General features: G+C 37.1%; 16 protein-coding genes. 1 reads left to right on the top strand and 15 read right to left on the bottom strand.

Annotated elements, in window-relative coordinates:
• Positions 1–228: 228 nt before the first annotated feature.
• Positions 229–357, top strand: a complete 129-nt coding sequence (locus FFU37_RS20475; RefSeq protein WP_275404353.1) for a hypothetical protein — start codon at positions 229–231, stop codon at positions 355–357.
• Between the two features lie 223 nt (positions 358–580).
• Here FFU37_RS20475 and FFU37_RS01025 read toward each other — a convergent pair whose 3' ends face one another.
• From FFU37_RS01025 to FFU37_RS00955, 15 genes are all read right to left on the bottom strand, one after another.
• Entirely contained in the window at positions 581–2,515 is a 1,935-nt protein-coding gene (locus FFU37_RS01025) for a polysaccharide biosynthesis protein (protein WP_138488486.1), read from the bottom strand.
• Between the two features lie 154 nt (positions 2,516–2,669).
• Complete coding sequence (locus FFU37_RS01020) at positions 2,670–3,218, bottom strand: sugar transferase (RefSeq protein ID WP_138488485.1); 549 nt, start codon at positions 3,216–3,218, stop codon at positions 2,670–2,672.
• 12 nt (positions 3,219–3,230) lie between these two features.
• Positions 3,231–4,154, bottom strand: coding sequence for a UDP-glucose 4-epimerase family protein (locus FFU37_RS01015; protein ID WP_138488484.1), 924 nt, complete (start codon positions 4,152–4,154; stop codon positions 3,231–3,233).
• On the bottom strand, positions 4,147–4,908 hold the full coding sequence (locus tag FFU37_RS01010) for a glycosyltransferase family 2 protein (RefSeq protein ID WP_138488483.1): 762 nt from the start codon (positions 4,906–4,908) through the stop codon (positions 4,147–4,149). Before FFU37_RS01010 ends, FFU37_RS01015 begins: the two co-directional genes overlap by 8 nt.
• Complete coding sequence (locus FFU37_RS01005) at positions 4,908–6,326, bottom strand: phosphomannomutase (protein ID WP_138488482.1); 1,419 nt, start codon at positions 6,324–6,326, stop codon at positions 4,908–4,910. Before FFU37_RS01005 ends, FFU37_RS01010 begins: the two co-directional genes overlap by 1 nt.
• A gap of 181 nt (positions 6,327–6,507) precedes the next feature.
• The gene (locus FFU37_RS01000) at positions 6,508–7,914 is read right to left on the bottom strand and encodes a mannose-1-phosphate guanylyltransferase/mannose-6-phosphate isomerase (protein WP_138488481.1); all 1,407 of its coding nucleotides are present in this window, start codon (positions 7,912–7,914) and stop codon (positions 6,508–6,510) included.
• 1 nt (position 7,915) lies between these two features.
• Complete coding sequence (locus tag FFU37_RS00995) at positions 7,916–8,392, bottom strand: GDP-mannose mannosyl hydrolase (protein ID WP_138488480.1); 477 nt, start codon at positions 8,390–8,392, stop codon at positions 7,916–7,918.
• Position 8,393: 1 nt separating this feature from the next.
• The gene (gene fcl, locus FFU37_RS00990) at positions 8,394–9,359 is read right to left on the bottom strand and encodes a GDP-L-fucose synthase (RefSeq protein WP_138488479.1); all 966 of its coding nucleotides are present in this window, start codon (positions 9,357–9,359) and stop codon (positions 8,394–8,396) included.
• Between the two features lie 66 nt (positions 9,360–9,425).
• A complete protein-coding gene (gene gmd / locus FFU37_RS00985) occupies positions 9,426–10,541 on the bottom strand; it encodes a GDP-mannose 4,6-dehydratase (RefSeq protein ID WP_138488478.1) in 1,116 nt (371 codons plus the stop codon).
• Positions 10,538–11,620 carry a glycosyltransferase family 4 protein gene (locus FFU37_RS00980; protein ID WP_138488477.1) on the bottom strand — a complete coding sequence of 361 codons (1,083 nt, stop codon included), beginning with the start codon at positions 11,618–11,620 and terminating at the stop codon, positions 10,538–10,540. Before FFU37_RS00980 ends, gmd begins: the two co-directional genes overlap by 4 nt.
• A gap of 30 nt (positions 11,621–11,650) precedes the next feature.
• Positions 11,651–12,376 carry a glycosyltransferase family 2 protein gene (locus FFU37_RS00975; RefSeq protein WP_138488476.1) on the bottom strand — a complete coding sequence of 242 codons (726 nt, stop codon included), beginning with the start codon at positions 12,374–12,376 and terminating at the stop codon, positions 11,651–11,653.
• Between the two features lie 23 nt (positions 12,377–12,399).
• Positions 12,400–13,653 carry a glycosyltransferase gene (locus tag FFU37_RS00970; RefSeq protein WP_138488475.1) on the bottom strand — a complete coding sequence of 418 codons (1,254 nt, stop codon included), beginning with the start codon at positions 13,651–13,653 and terminating at the stop codon, positions 12,400–12,402.
• Positions 13,650–14,564, bottom strand: a complete 915-nt coding sequence (locus FFU37_RS00965; RefSeq protein ID WP_138488474.1) for a glycosyltransferase family protein — start codon at positions 14,562–14,564, stop codon at positions 13,650–13,652. Before FFU37_RS00965 ends, FFU37_RS00970 begins: the two co-directional genes overlap by 4 nt.
• Positions 14,565–14,567: 3 nt before the next feature.
• A complete protein-coding gene (locus FFU37_RS00960; RefSeq protein ID WP_138488473.1) occupies positions 14,568–15,839 on the bottom strand; it encodes a flippase in 1,272 nt (423 codons plus the stop codon).
• Positions 15,839–16,672 (bottom strand): hypothetical protein, encoded by an 834-nt coding sequence (locus FFU37_RS00955; RefSeq protein WP_138488472.1) that lies wholly within the window; start codon positions 16,670–16,672, stop codon positions 15,839–15,841. The genes FFU37_RS00960 and FFU37_RS00955 overlap by 1 nt, the downstream gene beginning before the upstream one ends.
• Positions 16,673–16,751: the final 79 nt, after the last annotated feature.

Genomic DNA, 16,751 nt, shown 5'->3' with positions numbered 1-16,751 from the left:
TAAATGTAAAAACTGCGCTTTATTGCGCCAGCAAGCAAGGCGCCTACAACACCACATAGACCCAAAGTAAAATCCACGTAGGCGTGAAGCTTGCTCACTGACTTCGATGTGATAAATGATAGCTAATCATTTATCAATGAGAGATACAAGGAGTGAAGCTTGCTCACTGACTTCGATGTGATAAATGATAGCTAATCATTTATCAATGAGAGATACAAGGAGTGAAGCTTGCTCACGCAATTTAGTAAATACGTAAAAGCCGCGCTTTTAGTGCGCCAGCAAGCAAGGCGCCACATGGTCACATACACCGAGGATGAAAAAACTCACGTAGGCGTGAAGCTTGCTCACGCAATTTGATAAATACGTAAAAGCTGCGTTTTTAGTGCACCAGCAAGCAAGGCGCCTACAACGTGACACACCAAAAATATAAAAACCCACGTAGGCGTGAAGCTTGCTCACGCAATTTGATAAATACGTAAAAGCTGCGTTTTTAGTGCGCCAGCAAGCAAGGCGCCTACAACGTGACACACCAAAAATATAAAAACCCACGTAGGCGTGAAGCTTGCTCACGCAACCTATTCTAAGAGCCGCTTACGTTGGGTAAAGCAGTTACATTAGTTTGGCTACTTTGTTTTTCTTGCCAGTTAAGGTCGCATATGCCATCTGTTGGAGCAAATGCAGTAGGCGCTTGCAGTAGCAGCTTACGTATTAGAATATGATCTGAGTCATCACATGCTGCTTTGAGTTTACCTAAAAATGGCTCTAGCTCATGCCATGGCATTTTTATTTCTTGCGCACTTAAAATTCTTGGATGATCGGTACCAATAACATTGTCGCCAATAAGTAGCTCTTCAAAAAGCTTTTCGCCAGGGCGCAAACCTGTACATTTTATTTCTATATCACCATTTGGCCGTTTTTCGTGCTTAACTTCAAGCCCCGATAAGTGGACCATTTTAGTTGCTAAATCTTTGATTTTTACTGGTTCACCCATATCAAGTACAAACACATCGCTGCCGACTCCCATAGCACCAGCTTGAATAACCAATTGAGCAGCTTCTGGGATCGTCATAAAGTAGCGTGTGATATCTTGATGGGTTAATGTTATTGGACCACCGGCTTTTATTTGCTTTCTAAATAATGGTACAACAGAACCAGAAGAACCCAGTACGTTACCAAAACGTACCATTGTGAAACGTGTCGAACTTTGAATATCAGACAACCCTTGCAATACAAGCTCTGCCATGCGTTTTGTAGTTCCCATAATATTTGTTGGGCGCACCGCTTTGTCTGTTGAAATGAGAACAAAAGTATCGACTTTTGCATTTATAGCTGCCGTAGCAACGTTGTAAGTCCCATAGATATTATTTCGTACACCTTCAACTACGTTATGCTCTACTAATGGGACATGCTTATACGCCGCTGCATGGTAAACGGTTTTGACTTTAAAAGTAGAAAACGTAGATTCAACTAATTTTTTATTTTGTATTGAACCCAAAATAGGTATTACTTCTATATTTAAACCGTTTGTAGTGCGGTATTCCGATAACTCTTTTTCTATTGCGTATAGAGCAAACTCAGACAACTCAAAAAGCACTATTTTAGTTGGGTTGTTTTTAATTATTTGCCTACATAGTTCCGAGCCGATTGATCCGCCCGCACCTGTTACCATTACTATTTTATTTTCTATATTTGCTGACATTAAATCTTGACGTGGCTGAACCGAATCTCTGCCTAATAAGTCATCTATTTCTACATTTTTCACTTCATCAAGGTTGGTTGTACCCGAAACGATGTCAGCCATTCCTGGAATGGTCATTACTTGTAATTTAAATTTCTCTATTGCATTAAGCACTTCTTTTCGACGACTTCTTGAAACGCTAGGTAGTGCAAGTAGAATTTTATTAACACATTTTTGCTTTGCGATTTCAGAAATTTGAGAAGGCGGATGAACGCACACCCCCTGAATTAACGATAAATGCTTTTTAGGATCGTCATCAATAAAGGCAACAGGTGAGTATTCTGGCCCATTAGCTAGCGCAGTAGCAAGTTGCCGGCCAGCAGAACCCGCACCGTATATAATAACTCCTTCTTTACGACGCATTGTTATTTGCCCTACAACAGCCCTGACAGCCAGTCGAGCTCCTCCTACAAATAGAATACAAAAACTAGCGTATATAAATGGCACTGTTCGTGGGACTGGTGCACTCAAAAAGAAAGATAGAACAGTTAAGTAAACGGTGGAAAGCATAACACCTGCGATAATAGCCCACATAGCCTGCATGTTCATATAGCGAAGTACAGCTCTGTACAGCCCTAGTTTCACAAAGCTTAATAAACTTAGGGGGAGGACTGCTGCGAGTAGTATCCATGTGTGGTTATTTTTTAAAACAGCCGTGCTGTCGAGCCTTAATAAAAAGGCAAGCCAAAAGGCAACAATAATAAAAATGCTATCTACAAAAAGCGATACGACTCTTTTCTGAGGGCGAGGCAAGTTAACTAAAAATTTTAAAAACACAATATATTTCCCTGAAGCTAGCAGCGATACTGCCATTCTATTAGTTGCAATTTTACTACACGATGAACGACTGTTGCACTTAATAATTAAAGACTATATGCAAAATATTAAATAGTCTTTATGTATTTAGTTACTTTGTGTAATTTTCAGAATGCTACTTAACTCTATCACCACTGCCACTTCCAGTAACTGTTTGTAATATATAAGTAAAGTAGAGCTTGAGATTCAATGTGGCGATCATTTTGGCATCTGTTTCTGCTAGCAGCTCAGGAGTAGACATGTCAATTTCGTTAACTTGCGCTAATCCCGTTATGCCTGGTCGAACTGCAAATACATTCTTAACATCTCGAGCCTGGGTTAGCTCTTCTTGATTGAACAGCCCTGGACGAGGGCCAACTAAGCTCATTTCACCTTTTAGTACATTCCAAAGCTGCGGTAGCTCGTCTAATTTTGTCTTTCGTAAAAAACCACCAAATGTTGTAATAGATGCAGTGCTTGCTAAATGGCTAGCTACCGAGGCAGTATCTACTGTCATTGTTCTAAATTTGACTAAAGTAAACGGTTTTTTATTCCGCCCTACACGCTGCTGCATAAAAAGCGGCGAGCCAGTATCAAATAAGCCAATGACATATAAAATGAACAAAAATGGCATCGTAAGTATTAAACCTACTAAAGAAAACAAAATGTCGAGTATTCGGATCATCAATTAACCTATTTAATTTTTTGCAGATAATTTAAAGCCATCTTCAACTGAATATGGAGGTGTCCATTTTAACGTATCTTTTGTATGAGTAATATCTACTTGTAGAGATCCTATTAAACGATCAACTACGCTTTTTTTACCTAATATTGAGCCGGCAATTGAAAATAACGTTGGCGGTACTGGGAGCGCTAGATTTGACTTGCCCTGTACCTTAGCCATTAATTGTACCATTTCTGCAGTGGAAAGATCATGGTCATCACTAACCAAAAACACTTGATTAGTAGCATTTGGATGCTCAATACACACTTCTATGAGATCAACTAAGTTATAAACAGAAACTAAGCTTCGCTTATTTTTATTTATCGCTCTAAAAGGTAAAGGAAACCCTTTATTGACTAAACTCATTAAAGAAGCAAAGTTAGCCTTTACTCCTTTACCGTAAACTAACGGAGGCCTTATTATGACTATTTCCATACCTGTTTTTTTTCCTAAAGCTAGTAGCTTTTGCTCTGCCTCTGCTTTAGATATTCCATATGGATCTTCTGGAGAATTTTCTTGTTCGGTGAAGGGCTCACGCCCTGTTGTGCTCTCCCCATTGACTTTTATCGTACTTATAAATATGAACCGCTTAACACCAGCCTCTGCTGCCTGAGTAGCTAAATTTAAAGTCCCTTGGGTATTTACAGCCCTAAACGCATCAATAGGATTTTTTGTTTTTTCATTCATAACATGAACCCGAGCTGCTAAATGGATTAGCACATCGTTAGAGCGGAGCATCGAAGAGTAGTCAGTCTTCATATCAATACTAGCACGTAAATGATTATCCGAAGTCTTACCTTTGCGCCCTATCGTTTTAACTGTATATTTTGCACCTAAAGATTTAACCAAGGCTCGTCCAACAAAGCCTGTTGAACCTGTAATTATTAAATTAGACATTACTTTTAGGTCTTTTGATGAGTTCTAACACTTTAAATGGGAGCTTAAAGAGCAAAATTAATATATTTGTATAAATTCCGTTTTCTTTACACGCTTTAACTATTTCTTTATTTAATGTAATTGAACTCTTAATACCTGATGTACTAACCCCACCATCGCGCATTCTAACCAATGTACTGTTGATATGCTTGAAGCGAGCTTTGTGTACAAGTAGAAATCGGATAAATATTTCGTAGTCAGCTGATATTTTATAATCTATTTTATAAAGCCCATATTTATCATATAAGTCTTTTTTTATAAATGATGCAGGATGAGGAGGCATCCAACCAAATCTTAACTTCCATGCTTTGAAGTTAGGTAGGGAGTAAAATCGTGTAATATGGTTTAAATTTTCCGGTTTTACAAATACTAAGTTTCCAAATACAACATCTATACTTGGTTCAAAAGCTGCTACGACTTGAGATATTGACTCGTTGGTCTCATAAAAGTCATCCGAGTTTAAAATACCTACTATTTCACCTGTGGCATTTTTTATACCTTTATTCATCGCATCGTATATACCATGATCCGGCTCACTAATAACCTTACTTAATTTATTTTTATACTTATCGATAATGTTAAGGGTATCATCAGTTGAGCCACCATCTACGACTATATACTCTATATTGTCATGCGATTGAGATAAAACGGACTGGATTGTGTGTTCAATTGTAGCGGCACTATTGTAACAAACGGTTACTATAGAAACTTTCATTATTTTATGCTCTTTATATATTTAAAAGTACTCTCAACTAAAGTCATTGCCATTTTCTCAGTAACACTTTCGCTATAACAACGAAGTTCAGGTGCATTGCCCGAAGGCCTTAAATGCACTATATCATTACTTTCTAACGTAATGCGCAGTCCATCCGTAGTGTCTACCGATGTGTGCGCTGGCAAATTAAGTGTGCTTATAAATCGCGCTACATCACTCGTTATCTCTTCCAACAATGCTTTACTTTTTGCTATTGGGAACGCTTTTAAACGGTCACTCGCTGTAAAACGCTGGGGTAAATCTTTTAATAAGCTTGAAATACTTTGTGGCTGAATTAATAGCATAAATGCAGGTAATAATGCATCACGTGTTGGTAAGGCGCTGAGCGGTTTGCCATTTAAAGTAATATTGCTTCCGAGCAAATATCCGCCGTTAGCCTCAAATCCTGCTACGCTTTCATACGCTTTATTCAAATCAGCAAATTCCGCTATTACGTAAGGGGAGCCAATTTTGGTGCGCGCAACATGTTTAAAGTACCCTGATTTTTCTATCGCCGTATTACAACTAACAGGCACTGCCAACGCGTCTATGTTCAGTAACTGACTGCATAATAGCCCCAGGATATCACCTCGAAGCCACTCACCGCTCTCATCTGCCACTAACGGTCGGTCGCCATCACCATCTGTTGAAAATATCGCATCAAAACCATACGTTTTTGACCAATTACGGGCTTTTTGTTTGTCCTCATCCGACACGGCTTCGGTGTCTATAGGCACAAAGGTATCACTTCTTTCTAAACTCGTTACTTCTGCGCCTAGGCTTTCAAATAATGATTTATATATATCTCGCCCAGCGCTTGAGTGTTCATATATGCCTATCCTTTTACCTGCGAGCGCATCGCCACTAAATAGCGCTGCATAACGGCTTATATACGCCTGCTCTGCGGCATTACTCACCGTTAACGCTGATATCTGGCTAAGCGGCGCAAAAGGGGCATCATTATGTAGAATAGCTTGCTCATCTTCTTTGGTTATTTCACCATCCGGACGGTAAAATTTTAGGCCATTGCGGTCAAAAGGAATATGGCTGCCTGTAATCATTATACACGGCATCGCATCTTGCATCGCTTTATAAGCCAACGCCGGGGTCGGTATCACACCATAATAAACGGTATCAATATTAAGTTGCTTTAGCCCTTGCGCGCAGGCTTGCGCCATAGTGTAACTACTTGGCCGGTTGTCTATCGCCAGTGCAACTGTGTTAAAACTAAATTCATTATCAATTGATTTTACAAACGCGATGGCAAATGCAGCACATACATCTGGCGTAAAGTCATTAACTAAACCTCGTGCCCCACTGGTACCAAAAGCAATGCCACTCTTTGAAATCACTTCTGAGCTAACTAATTTTTTATTCATTGTATTTCCAAATCAAGTCATGCTTATTGTTTACCACCAAGAGCATTTAGACACTGCGCGTTACACAGAGGAGAAACTTGTATTACTAACAGCGCCTTTTCTTCTCTGTGTATCTGTGGTGAACTAATCGGTGTTGCTACATCTCTAAGCAAGCTATAGTTTTATCTTTTTATATTGTTAATTATTTTACGCGCCCATAGCGGTCTTCAAAACGCACTATATCGTCTTCACCAAGATAGGAGCCTGATTGCACTTCAATCAATTCTAAATCAACTTTACCCGGGTTTTCTAAAGCATGAACCGCGGTGATAGGAATATACACCGACTCGTTCTCTGTTACATACTGCTCTGTATCGTCAATTTGTACTTTGGCCGTGCCAGATACTACAATCCAGTGCTCTGCACGGTGGTGATGCATTTGTACACTCAGCTTAGCTCCAGGTTTTACAGTTATACGCTTAACTTGAAAACGCTCACCATTATCAACAGAGTCATACTTACCCCAAGGACGGTATACTTCTCTGTGTAGCGTAGCTTCTGAACGTTGTTCATCTTTTAATTGTTGTACTATTGCTTTTACATGCTGTGACTTATCTTTATGCGCAACGAGCACCGCATCTTTGGTGTTTACTATGACCAAATTTTCAACGCCAACGGTAGCAACTAGTTTATCTTCGCCAAACACCAAGGTGTTTTTTGTATCAACGGCTTTTACGTCACCACTAAATGCATTACCATTTTCATCTTGCGGTGATACTTCCCACAATGCAGCAAAACCACCCACATCACTCCAGCCTGCATCCATAGGCACAACAACAGCATCTTTAGTGTGTTCCATTACCGCATAATCTATTGACTCGTCTGGACATGCTTCAAACGCCGCTTTATCTACACGCACAAAATCCATATCATCATTTTGCACTTGCATGGCTTTTTCACACGCAGCATATATATCTGGGCGGAATGCTTTTAGCTCGTCTAGGTAACGGCTTGCTTTAAACAAAAACATACCGCTATTCCAGTAATAATCACCGCTTTTAATATAGTCTTGTGCTGTAGCTTCATTCGGTTTTTCTACAAAACGCTCTACCACAAACCCTGCCTGATACTGCTCACCGCGCTTAATATAGCCATAACCTGTTTCTGGTTTATTACCTACAATACCAAAGGTCACTAACTTCCCTTGCTCAGCAAGCGTTGCCGCTTGGCTAACGCTTTGCTGAAACGCACTCGTATCATTAATAACATGGTCTGCAGCAAGTACGAGTAACAACGGGTCTTCGCCGTTTTCTAATGCTTTGAAAGCAGACAGCGCAATGGCTGGGGCTGTATTACGCCCTACGGGCTCTAAAAATATACCACTGTGCCCAACACCTAATTGGCGTACTTGCTCTGCCGCTATAAAACGATGCTCTTCATTGCAAATTAGCATAGCCGGTGAATGGTCTAATCCATCTAAGCGATTTAACGTGCTTTGCAGCATCGTATAATCACCGCTTAAGGTTAAAAATTGCTTAGGGTAATTACCGCGCGAGAGCGGCCATAAACGTGTGCCTGAGCCACCCGCCATTATTACTGGTAAAATCATGTTAAATTCCTTTTGAGTCTATTGCTTGAAGGTACCATTTTGTGTGTTTGTGTACTTCATTACTTTCTAACAGTGCCTCTATAGCCAGCCAGCTGTAATTACTATGTTGCTGAGCAATCGGTAAACTGTTCAACTCATTATTGTTTATTTTTAAAACATACGCTATTGCTACATAGTGAGTACTTATACTTTCATTGAATACACAATCTGTATAAAAATGGTCATAGGGACCTAATAGATTTGCATTTTCAATTAAATATTGTGTACCTAACTCTTCAAGCGTTAAACGTTTAAACGCATCAGCTAATGCTTCATTCTTTAATATTCGCCCACCAGGTACAAACCAAAAGCCTTTTGCTGGACGATTCAAACGCTGACCAAGTAATACTTCATTTTTTTCATTTATTACTACTAAGTCAATAGATACCAAAGGTGTACTATCAATAACGGTTGTAAATATTTGCTTTTCTAAAAACATATTACTTTCTAAAGTTATCTTGATTTAGTAAAAACCACGCATATGTTTGGCGTAAGCCTTCTTCTAAGCTAATTGAATACTCCCAGCCTAAGGATTTTAAACGAGATACATCCATTAATTTTCGAGGTGCACCGTCAGGTTTAGTGCTATCAAACTCAATATCACCTTCAAATCCAACAACCTGAGCAACAGTTTCAACTAGTTCTCGAATTGTGCAATCCACTCCTGTACCCACATTTATATGACTAAGCATATCTTGTGTATTTGCTTTATAAAGTCCGTCGCTTAGATTCATTACATGAATTGACGCCGCAGCCATATCATCTACGTGCAAAAACTCGCGCATTGGCTTCCCTGAGCCCCAAGCAACCACTTTGTTGTTCCCCGCTAATTTAGCTTCATGAAAACGACGCAGTAATGCAGGTATAACGTGTGAGTTTTCTGGATGAAAATTATCATTTTCCCCATATAAATTTGTTGGCATTACAGAGCGATAATTGCGCCCATATTGCCGGTTATATGACTCACACATTTTAATACCAGCAATTTTTGCAATGGCGTATGGTTCATTGGTCGGCTCTAACGTTGCTGTTAGTAGTGCATCCTCTTTCATAGGTTGCTCAGCGAGTTTAGGGTATATGCACGAAGAACCTAAAAATAGCAGCTCATTAACACCTGCTAAGTGAGCGCTGTGAATAATATTATTTTGAATCGTGAGGTTTTCATATATGAATTCAGCAGGATAAGTATTGTTTGCAACAATGCCACCTACTTTTGCTGCGGCTAAATAAACCTGGTCGATATTATTTTTATTAAAGAAATCAAGTACGTCCGCTTGGCTTAATAAATTCAGTTCTGCTCTTGAGCGCGTAATGACTTCTGCATTGCTTAGAGATTTTAACTGCCTAACAATAGCACTGCCAACCATGCCATTATGCCCTGCAACAAATATACGTTGTTTGTTCATTATTCAATCCATAATAAAACCCAGCAAAGCTTGCTGGGTTAATAAGTTAATAATTAAAAACAGAGATCACTCTACAGAGACATTTACATCATAGCCATGCGACTTTAATATGGCATGTTGCTTTGCTTTAGCGAGATCATTTTGTACCATCTCGGCACACATTTCTTCTACCGTAATCTCCGGCACCCACCCTAGCTTTTCTTTGGCTTTTGATGGATCACCTAATAATGTCTCAACTTCTGCTGGTCGAAAGTAGCGAGGATCAACACGTACAATGACATCACCCACGCTTAATGCATGCGCATTATCACCGTCAATCGCAATAACAGTCGCAATCTCATCAACTCCTTCGCCTGTAAACGCTAAAGTAATTCCTAACTCTTTTGCGGATAAAGTAACAAACTCACGTACCGAAATTTGTTTGCCTGTTGCAATAACAAAATCCTCAGGTTTATCTTGTTGTAACATCATCCACTGCATACGAACGTAGTCTTTTGCATGTCCCCAATCACGAAGTGCATCCATGTTACCGAGGTATACACACTTTTCCAAACCTTGAGATATATTTGCTAAAGCACGTGTAATTTTACGCGTAACAAACGTTTCACCACGGCGAGGCGATTCATGATTAAACAAAATACCGTTACATGCATACATTCCGTATGACTCACGATAGTTAACAGCAATCCAATATGCGTACATTTTAGCTACAGCGTAAGGTGAGCGTGGGTGGAATGGAGTCGTCTCTTTTTGAGGAATTTCCTGTACTTCACCATAAAGCTCAGAGGTAGATGCTTGATAAAATTTAGTTTTCTTTTCTAGACCTAATAAACGAATAGCCTCAAGTAGTCGTAAAGTTCCCATAGCGTCCACATCAGCAGTGTACTCAGGAGCCTCAAAAGAAACGGCTACATGACTTTGTGCGCCTAAGTTATACACTTCATCTGGCTGCACTTCTTTTAAAATACGCGTTAAATTTGAAGTATCGGTTAAGTCGCCATAATGTAAAAAGAATTTAGGATTTACTTCGTGGATATCCTGATAGATATGGTCAACACGCTCAGTATTAAAGCTAGAAGCACGACGTTTAATACCATGCACTTCATAACCTTTTTCAAGTAAAAACTCTGCTAAATAAGATCCATCTTGACCTGTAACACCAGTAATTAAGGCCTTTTTCATAAACTAACTCCAATAATTTCAAAAATTCTATTTACATACTGCTCTTGAGAAAAATGTGTATGAGCATACCCAATATTCTCTTGAGATACTTTTTCTATTTCACGCTGATTTACAAGCATATAATTTAAAGCTTTAATAATTTCTTCTACCGAAACGGTGTTTAAGACAAAGCCATTTTCTAAATGTTTAACAAACTCAGAAATATATCCGGCTTTACTTGTCAGTAAGTATCGACCAGCAGCCAAGCCTTCAATTAGAACTATTGGCTGTGCTTCTGTTGGGTAATAGCTGGGTAATGCTACCACATTGCACCATTCGAATAACTTATTCTTTTCTTCACCTTTTACAATACCGCAATACTCAATATTATTACTGAGTGACGCTTCTATTTTTTCTTGCATTTGATACTTAGTGAGCTCTCCATCAGTCAAATATGCCCCAGCAATTTTTAAATCGATAAGATGCTGTTTCATATTTAATTTTTTCACCGCTTCAGTTAGCTCAATAATACCTTTTGTTTGCATTAAATTAGACAAAAAAAGAATTTTCAGTGGACTGTGCACTATGTTAGTACTGAAATTAGATATTTCTTCAGAAAAACAGTTCCCAACAACTTCAACGTTTATATGCTTATACATCGAAAACTGAGTATTCATTGGCTGAGATAATACAATAGCTGTAGTGACCATTCCATACCCTAAATCAGCAAGGACTCTCCAACTTCTAGGTAATGTTTCAATAAAGCTTTTGAAGTCTGAGCCATGCAAATGCACTACAACTTTTGATCCAAATAAATTTGCTAACAAGAAAATGTAGGTATCTCTTAGGAGACCAAACCTTGTTCGACTGTTTGTTAAATATATAGTTTCGGGCCTAAACCTAATAAATAAATATATTAATTTAAAAAAATAAATTACAAACCCTAGCAATTTGGCAAAAGTAGAAGCGCCAGTACTGTTAAAACAATAATGTACATTATTTTGTTCACAATATTCAGAGTCTAATAAATACTTAAATGCGACAGATTGTCCTGTAATGAACTCAGGATCTGGGCCAACTAATAAAATGCTACTTTTCAAAAAAAACTCCGCTCTAAATAATCACTGCCGTTAAGCTTTAATTCGTAACAGCTTTTTCCATACAACTGGGTTCAAAAAGTAATTTTTTAATAAACCTCTAAGTCCAAAATGTAGAAAGATAGCTCTAAACTTTTCTTTACGCTTCGTCGAAGATATCTTAGAACTAACCCCGCCCCCTTCAAAAACCGCAATCGGTAGGTCAATTTGTTTAAATGCCCCCTTACCAAAGTCTTTATAGAACCGAGCTAGCAATTCAAAATCACCAAATATTTTGTAACTTTCATCGTAAAAAGATTTATCACTGAAAAACATTGATTGATGACAGCTAAATAATTCTCCAGAACTTAAAATAACAGGCTCTTTTTTGGATTTTTCTAACTTTCTTTCTTTGTTAAATTTATGCCCATAGATAACTTTATATTCTGAGTTCGAAAATTCCTTTTTGCTTATGGCAAGCTTTAACGTATCGTTAAAGGCAAACTCATCACCAGCATTTATAAAGATTATCCATTGCCCTTGACTTAACTTAATGCCTTTATTCATCGCATTATAAATACCCGTATCAGGCTCTGAGATAAATTTATTTGTGACACTCTGCTTTTGCCACTCGGCTAAAAAGTCACTGGTACCATCACTTGACAAACCATCAACTATAATATGCTCAAAATCAGTAAATGTTTGCGATTGTATTGTTTTGCATGTTCTTTTTAAACCATCTAGATCATTAAATGTGATAGTTATAACTGATACTTTCAATTAAAAGCTCCTAGGCTTAAACTTTATAAAAGACTGTAAAGTTCTTCGTATCTTTTGGATATATTTTCATACGACCAACTTTCTAAAGCATGTTTTCTTGCTGCAATGGATAAATTTTCTCTATTTTGATAAACCCAAATTATACCTTCAGCAAAGTCTAGAGGGTCATATGGCTTAGCCAAGTAGCCTGTCTTCTTTTGCACAACTACATCTTTCAACCCTGAAGTATCAAAACAAACAACAGGTACTCCACATGCTTGAGCCTCACTTCCTGTTTGGCCAAATGCTTCTAGCCTCGACGGAACTAGCATGACATCCATAGCATTGTAAGCTGCCGCAATAGCAATCTCATTATTTAAATGACCTGTAGAATAGCAATCAAAGCCTGCTATTGAGTTTTGCTTATCATCAGCACCGAATATTAAAAAAACAGTATTTTTCGGTTCTATATCAACAGCTATTTCATTTAACTTTGTTAAGGCTAACTCCAATAAATCGAAACCTTTTCTACTATCTGTTTTAGCAGATAGAGCTCCAAAACCTATTACAATCTTATTTTGAGGTATACCGATAAGTTCCCTCATAGCTTTTTTATCTAAAGGCTTATAAATATCTAAATCTAAAGGGTTTGCTATAGTTGAAAATGAAGCAGGGCTATTTTTAAATAACTCACTATTTTTAGCACATTCAGTTAGCCAATTACTTGGAGTTACTATTGTAATTTTTTTATTACCCCACGCCCTCATCTTTCTCTGCCAAACTAATTTATTTATATCAATGCCTTCATTAGCTTTAGGTGAAGTATTGTTATAACCTTTTAAATACCGAACACTTTGAGTGTCATCAACATAATGCTCTGCACCACAAAAAGCCCACATATCATGCAATGTCAATACTAAACTTTGTTTTATTTTACCAATTTGTTCTATTGATATACTTTCATCATTTACCCAATGAATATTAACGATATCCGGGGATTGGCTTTCAACTAAGTTCTTCAAACCGCCAGAAAACCAATTAATTGAATGATAATTCTGATTTGATGTTTTTTGCAAAGAGATAATTTTACGCGAAATTTTATATTTTAAAAAACTCATTAAACGAAAAGTAAAGCTATTATTAGTAATAATATCGCTATCTGGCTGATTTTTTTTTGAAACTACCATTCTAATGTCTAAACTCAAAGAGTGATTTTTTAATGCACTAAAAAAGCGAAATGTTGCCTTTGCAGCTCCACCTGCTGAATCTGAGCTAGAGACTAAAACGACTTTTTTCATGAAATAAGCCTCCACGCCTTCCTAAAGGCTCTAATAATTAAACTGGGGTAATTTTTTTTATAGAACCTTTTTATAGCCTTAACTGCAGTTACGTTTTCTTGTGTTAATTTTTTAGGCCATTCATTAGGGCTACTTTGAGCTAATGGAGAAGTAAAAATATCCCAATTACCACAGTTTTCACCACTGCCATCATTTCCTATGTTTTGTATGTATGTCTTAGTAGGGTTAATACACAACCCGTTGTTCTTATAAATAGTGGCATACCAAAAAATAGCCCACGTATTTAACCTACCATCTAAGTTAGCTTCGACTTGTTTCCAAAAATTATGGGTATTATCTAAGTTGAACTTACTTATATCTTCTTTTGTAAAATTACTTACCAAAGATTGTGGGTTTTTCTCAAAAAATTGCCAGTTTTCAGCCCAAGTAGCCCAGCCCCAGCAATTCATTGTACGCCAAGCAAATGTATCTTCATTTATTCCAAAGTCGATCGGATGGGTCCATCCAGAGATGTGCCAAATAGACTCATTACTTTTATATTCAGTTAAAGCATCATTCATAAATGTTAAAAAGTACTTAGAAGTTACTAAATCATCTTCAAGAACAATAACCTTCCCGTGCTTATTAATGACTTCACTAACACCAGACATGATATTTTTCGCAAGACCGAAGTTCTCGGTCCTAGCTTCAATATGAATTTCTTTAAAGTCACCATTCACTTTATTAACAATATCTACAACAGACTCATAATCAGCTCTGTGCTCTGCTTTTTTAGGGAAGTCTAAAAAAACATATAACTCTGTCTTCTCAGCTAAAAAATTATCTCTTAAAGCATTTAATGTTCGTAATGTATGATCTGGCCTAGCGTAAGCAAATAACACTACTGGTGCGTAACTTCTCTCTATATTCATAACCTATTTAGCCTTGATGAAAATTAAGCTTTTAACTTGTAATAAAAATATATTAGGCGCCAAAATTATATTCGACAAAACAGCTTGGCTCGCCTGCGCTAATACTGCTGATATTGCAGCCCCTACAATACCATAACGGGGTATTAAGATGAGGTTACATATAATACATACACATAAACCAACTAGAGTTTTTGCAAGTGCTAACTTTCCTTTACCTTCAAGAACCATCCAAATAGTTTGTGCAATCCCCATATTAATAAAGAGATTAGTAAAAACATGAATTGATAATACTTCACTAGATGATCTATAAACCTCCCCATATAGGAAAACAATCAGATATTCTGCAAAAAAATAAAATGGAATACAGATTAACCAACCAAATACAGCATAACCAAAAAACAACTTTTTAATCCATTGCTGGTACTGCTGCTCTGATTCAGCTTTTTTTCGCGTAATGAAAGGAGTTATAGTTTTTTGGATAATAACTGGAATAAATGAAAGCTGGGATGATATAGCTACACCAGCCGCATAAAAACCTAGTGATTCCGGAGACGTTAAGTTTTTTATAAGTAATTGGTCAACGCGCATATAAAGTACGACTGATAGGCCTGATAGTAGGTAAGGCCAAGACTCTCTAAGCAATTTAACAGTCAATTTTTTTGATACTGTCCAACTGAGGAAAGTATTATTTTGGTAATACATAATAATTAAAGCTAGTGCAGCAAAAACCATCTCTAGGCCAACAAAAAGAGCGAAGTAAATAATATCCTGCTCAGTAATAATTAAAAATATTCTACCAATATTTACAATACTGTAGGCTATCAATTTGGCTACAACAGATTTTTTATTAAGAGATTGACTTTGAAACCATAGTTCTAAAATATCCATACTCTGGAAAAATAGCGTAATACCAGCAAGAGCTATTAACAAAGTTAGATTAGGGCCTTCAAAACAATAGAATAAACTAACGGCCAATAAATACGATAGCCCTCCCGAAATCAACTTAATAAAGAAAGCAGATCCTATTATTTCTTCGCTATTTTTAGGGTTTAATGAAAGCTCTCTGACGACAATTCCGTCTAGCCCTGCGCGTGAAAGTGTTTGGAAAAAAATTAAGGCTGAAATGACGTATGCCAACTCTCCAAAGCTAGCTGGTCCTAAATATCGAGCAATCCAGACGCTTACAAGCATACCTAACCCAATTCGATAAAATTTATCAAAGAGCAACCAGGCTGAATTAGAAATGAAAGATTTTATATTTGCACTAATCTGCATTAGCGGGCACTTTTATTAAAGATTTTATTTAAAATACGGCTAATTCTTCTTTTTATATAAATAGTAAAATCATTTACATGAATATACTTTAAAGAAAATGCATTTGGCTTATGGACTGTTCTCGATAGCTTAACCAGCTCATGGCTCGACAATGAAATAGTTCTTTTTATTGCATAAGGCTTGAAAGGGATACCGTGAATATTTGATTTAAATATTATCGAATTTACGCCCTCATTATTTTTGACAAACTGATATTGCTCTTTATCCTGCTGAGACTCTATTGGACAAAAATAAAAAACATTATTAATAAATTTATTTATATTAATATATTTATAATCCCGCTCATCATACAGCAGCTTATTTTTCACTTCATCTTTTTGTACTTTAGTAAGATCAAACTGTCCAGCAAAACATAAGCTGTGCTTTGCCCCAACTAAAGTTCCAAATAGAGCAGCAGCATACCCTCCTGCACTAGAGCCTATAAATACAGCATCATATCCATCACATAACTCTTTTAACAAGCTTTTTACTTTATCCACAGAGTTGTACTGCTCGCTTATACCTGCAATGTACCACTGCTTATATAAATCCCTTAGCAATATAACCCTAGAATAAGAAGACTTAGGGATTATATTTTCCCATTCGTAGCGATCATTATCTATTATTTTAGATAGTTCTAAATCAGTATTTGGAAAGTATAACCCATTACTTGAAAAGCATACTAAGCACTTTTTATTATCAACATGAGGGTTATCAATAACCTTATAGTTATTATACTTTCTATACTCTGGCAGTTTTTCTAACCCAAACTGCTCAGATAAATACCCAGGCATACGAAGTCCTTTTTAACTTAGTGGTTAATTTAAATATAAAATTATAATGAATAGTCAAAGCGTAAAGTAAATAACCAAA

This window comes from Pseudoalteromonas distincta, assembly GCF_005877035.1.
Taxonomy (GTDB): Bacteria; Pseudomonadota; Gammaproteobacteria; order Enterobacterales; family Alteromonadaceae; genus Pseudoalteromonas; species Pseudoalteromonas distincta.
This window is presented reverse-complemented; position numbering and strand designations above follow the sequence as displayed.

Coding starts and splice junctions, on each gene's coding strand:
- FFU37_RS01020 (WP_138488485.1), bottom strand. CDS start 3,218: ATGATCCGAATACTCGACATTTTGTTTTCTTTAGTAGGTTTAATACTT.
- FFU37_RS01015 (WP_138488484.1), bottom strand. CDS start 4,154: ATGTCTAATTTAATAATTACAGGTTCAACAGGCTTTGTTGGACGAGCC.
- FFU37_RS01010 (WP_138488483.1), bottom strand. CDS start 4,908: ATGAAAGTTTCTATAGTAACCGTTTGTTACAATAGTGCCGCTACAATT.
- FFU37_RS01005 (WP_138488482.1), bottom strand. CDS start 6,326: ATGAATAAAAAATTAGTTAGCTCAGAAGTGATTTCAAAGAGTGGCATT.
- FFU37_RS01000 (WP_138488481.1), bottom strand. CDS start 7,914: ATGATTTTACCAGTAATAATGGCGGGTGGCTCAGGCACACGTTTATGG.
- FFU37_RS00995 (WP_138488480.1), bottom strand. CDS start 8,392: ATGTTTTTAGAAAAGCAAATATTTACAACCGTTATTGATAGTACACCT.
- fcl (WP_138488479.1), bottom strand. CDS start 9,359: ATGAACAAACAACGTATATTTGTTGCAGGGCATAATGGCATGGTTGGC.
- gmd (WP_138488478.1), bottom strand. CDS start 10,541: ATGAAAAAGGCCTTAATTACTGGTGTTACAGGTCAAGATGGATCTTAT.
- FFU37_RS00970 (WP_138488475.1), bottom strand. CDS start 13,653: ATGAAAAAAGTCGTTTTAGTCTCTAGCTCAGATTCAGCAGGTGGAGCT.
- FFU37_RS00965 (WP_138488474.1), bottom strand. CDS start 14,564: ATGAATATAGAGAGAAGTTACGCACCAGTAGTGTTATTTGCTTACGCT.
- FFU37_RS00960 (WP_138488473.1), bottom strand. CDS start 15,839: ATGCAGATTAGTGCAAATATAAAATCTTTCATTTCTAATTCAGCCTGG.
- FFU37_RS00955 (WP_138488472.1), bottom strand. CDS start 16,672: ATGCCTGGGTATTTATCTGAGCAGTTTGGGTTAGAAAAACTGCCAGAG.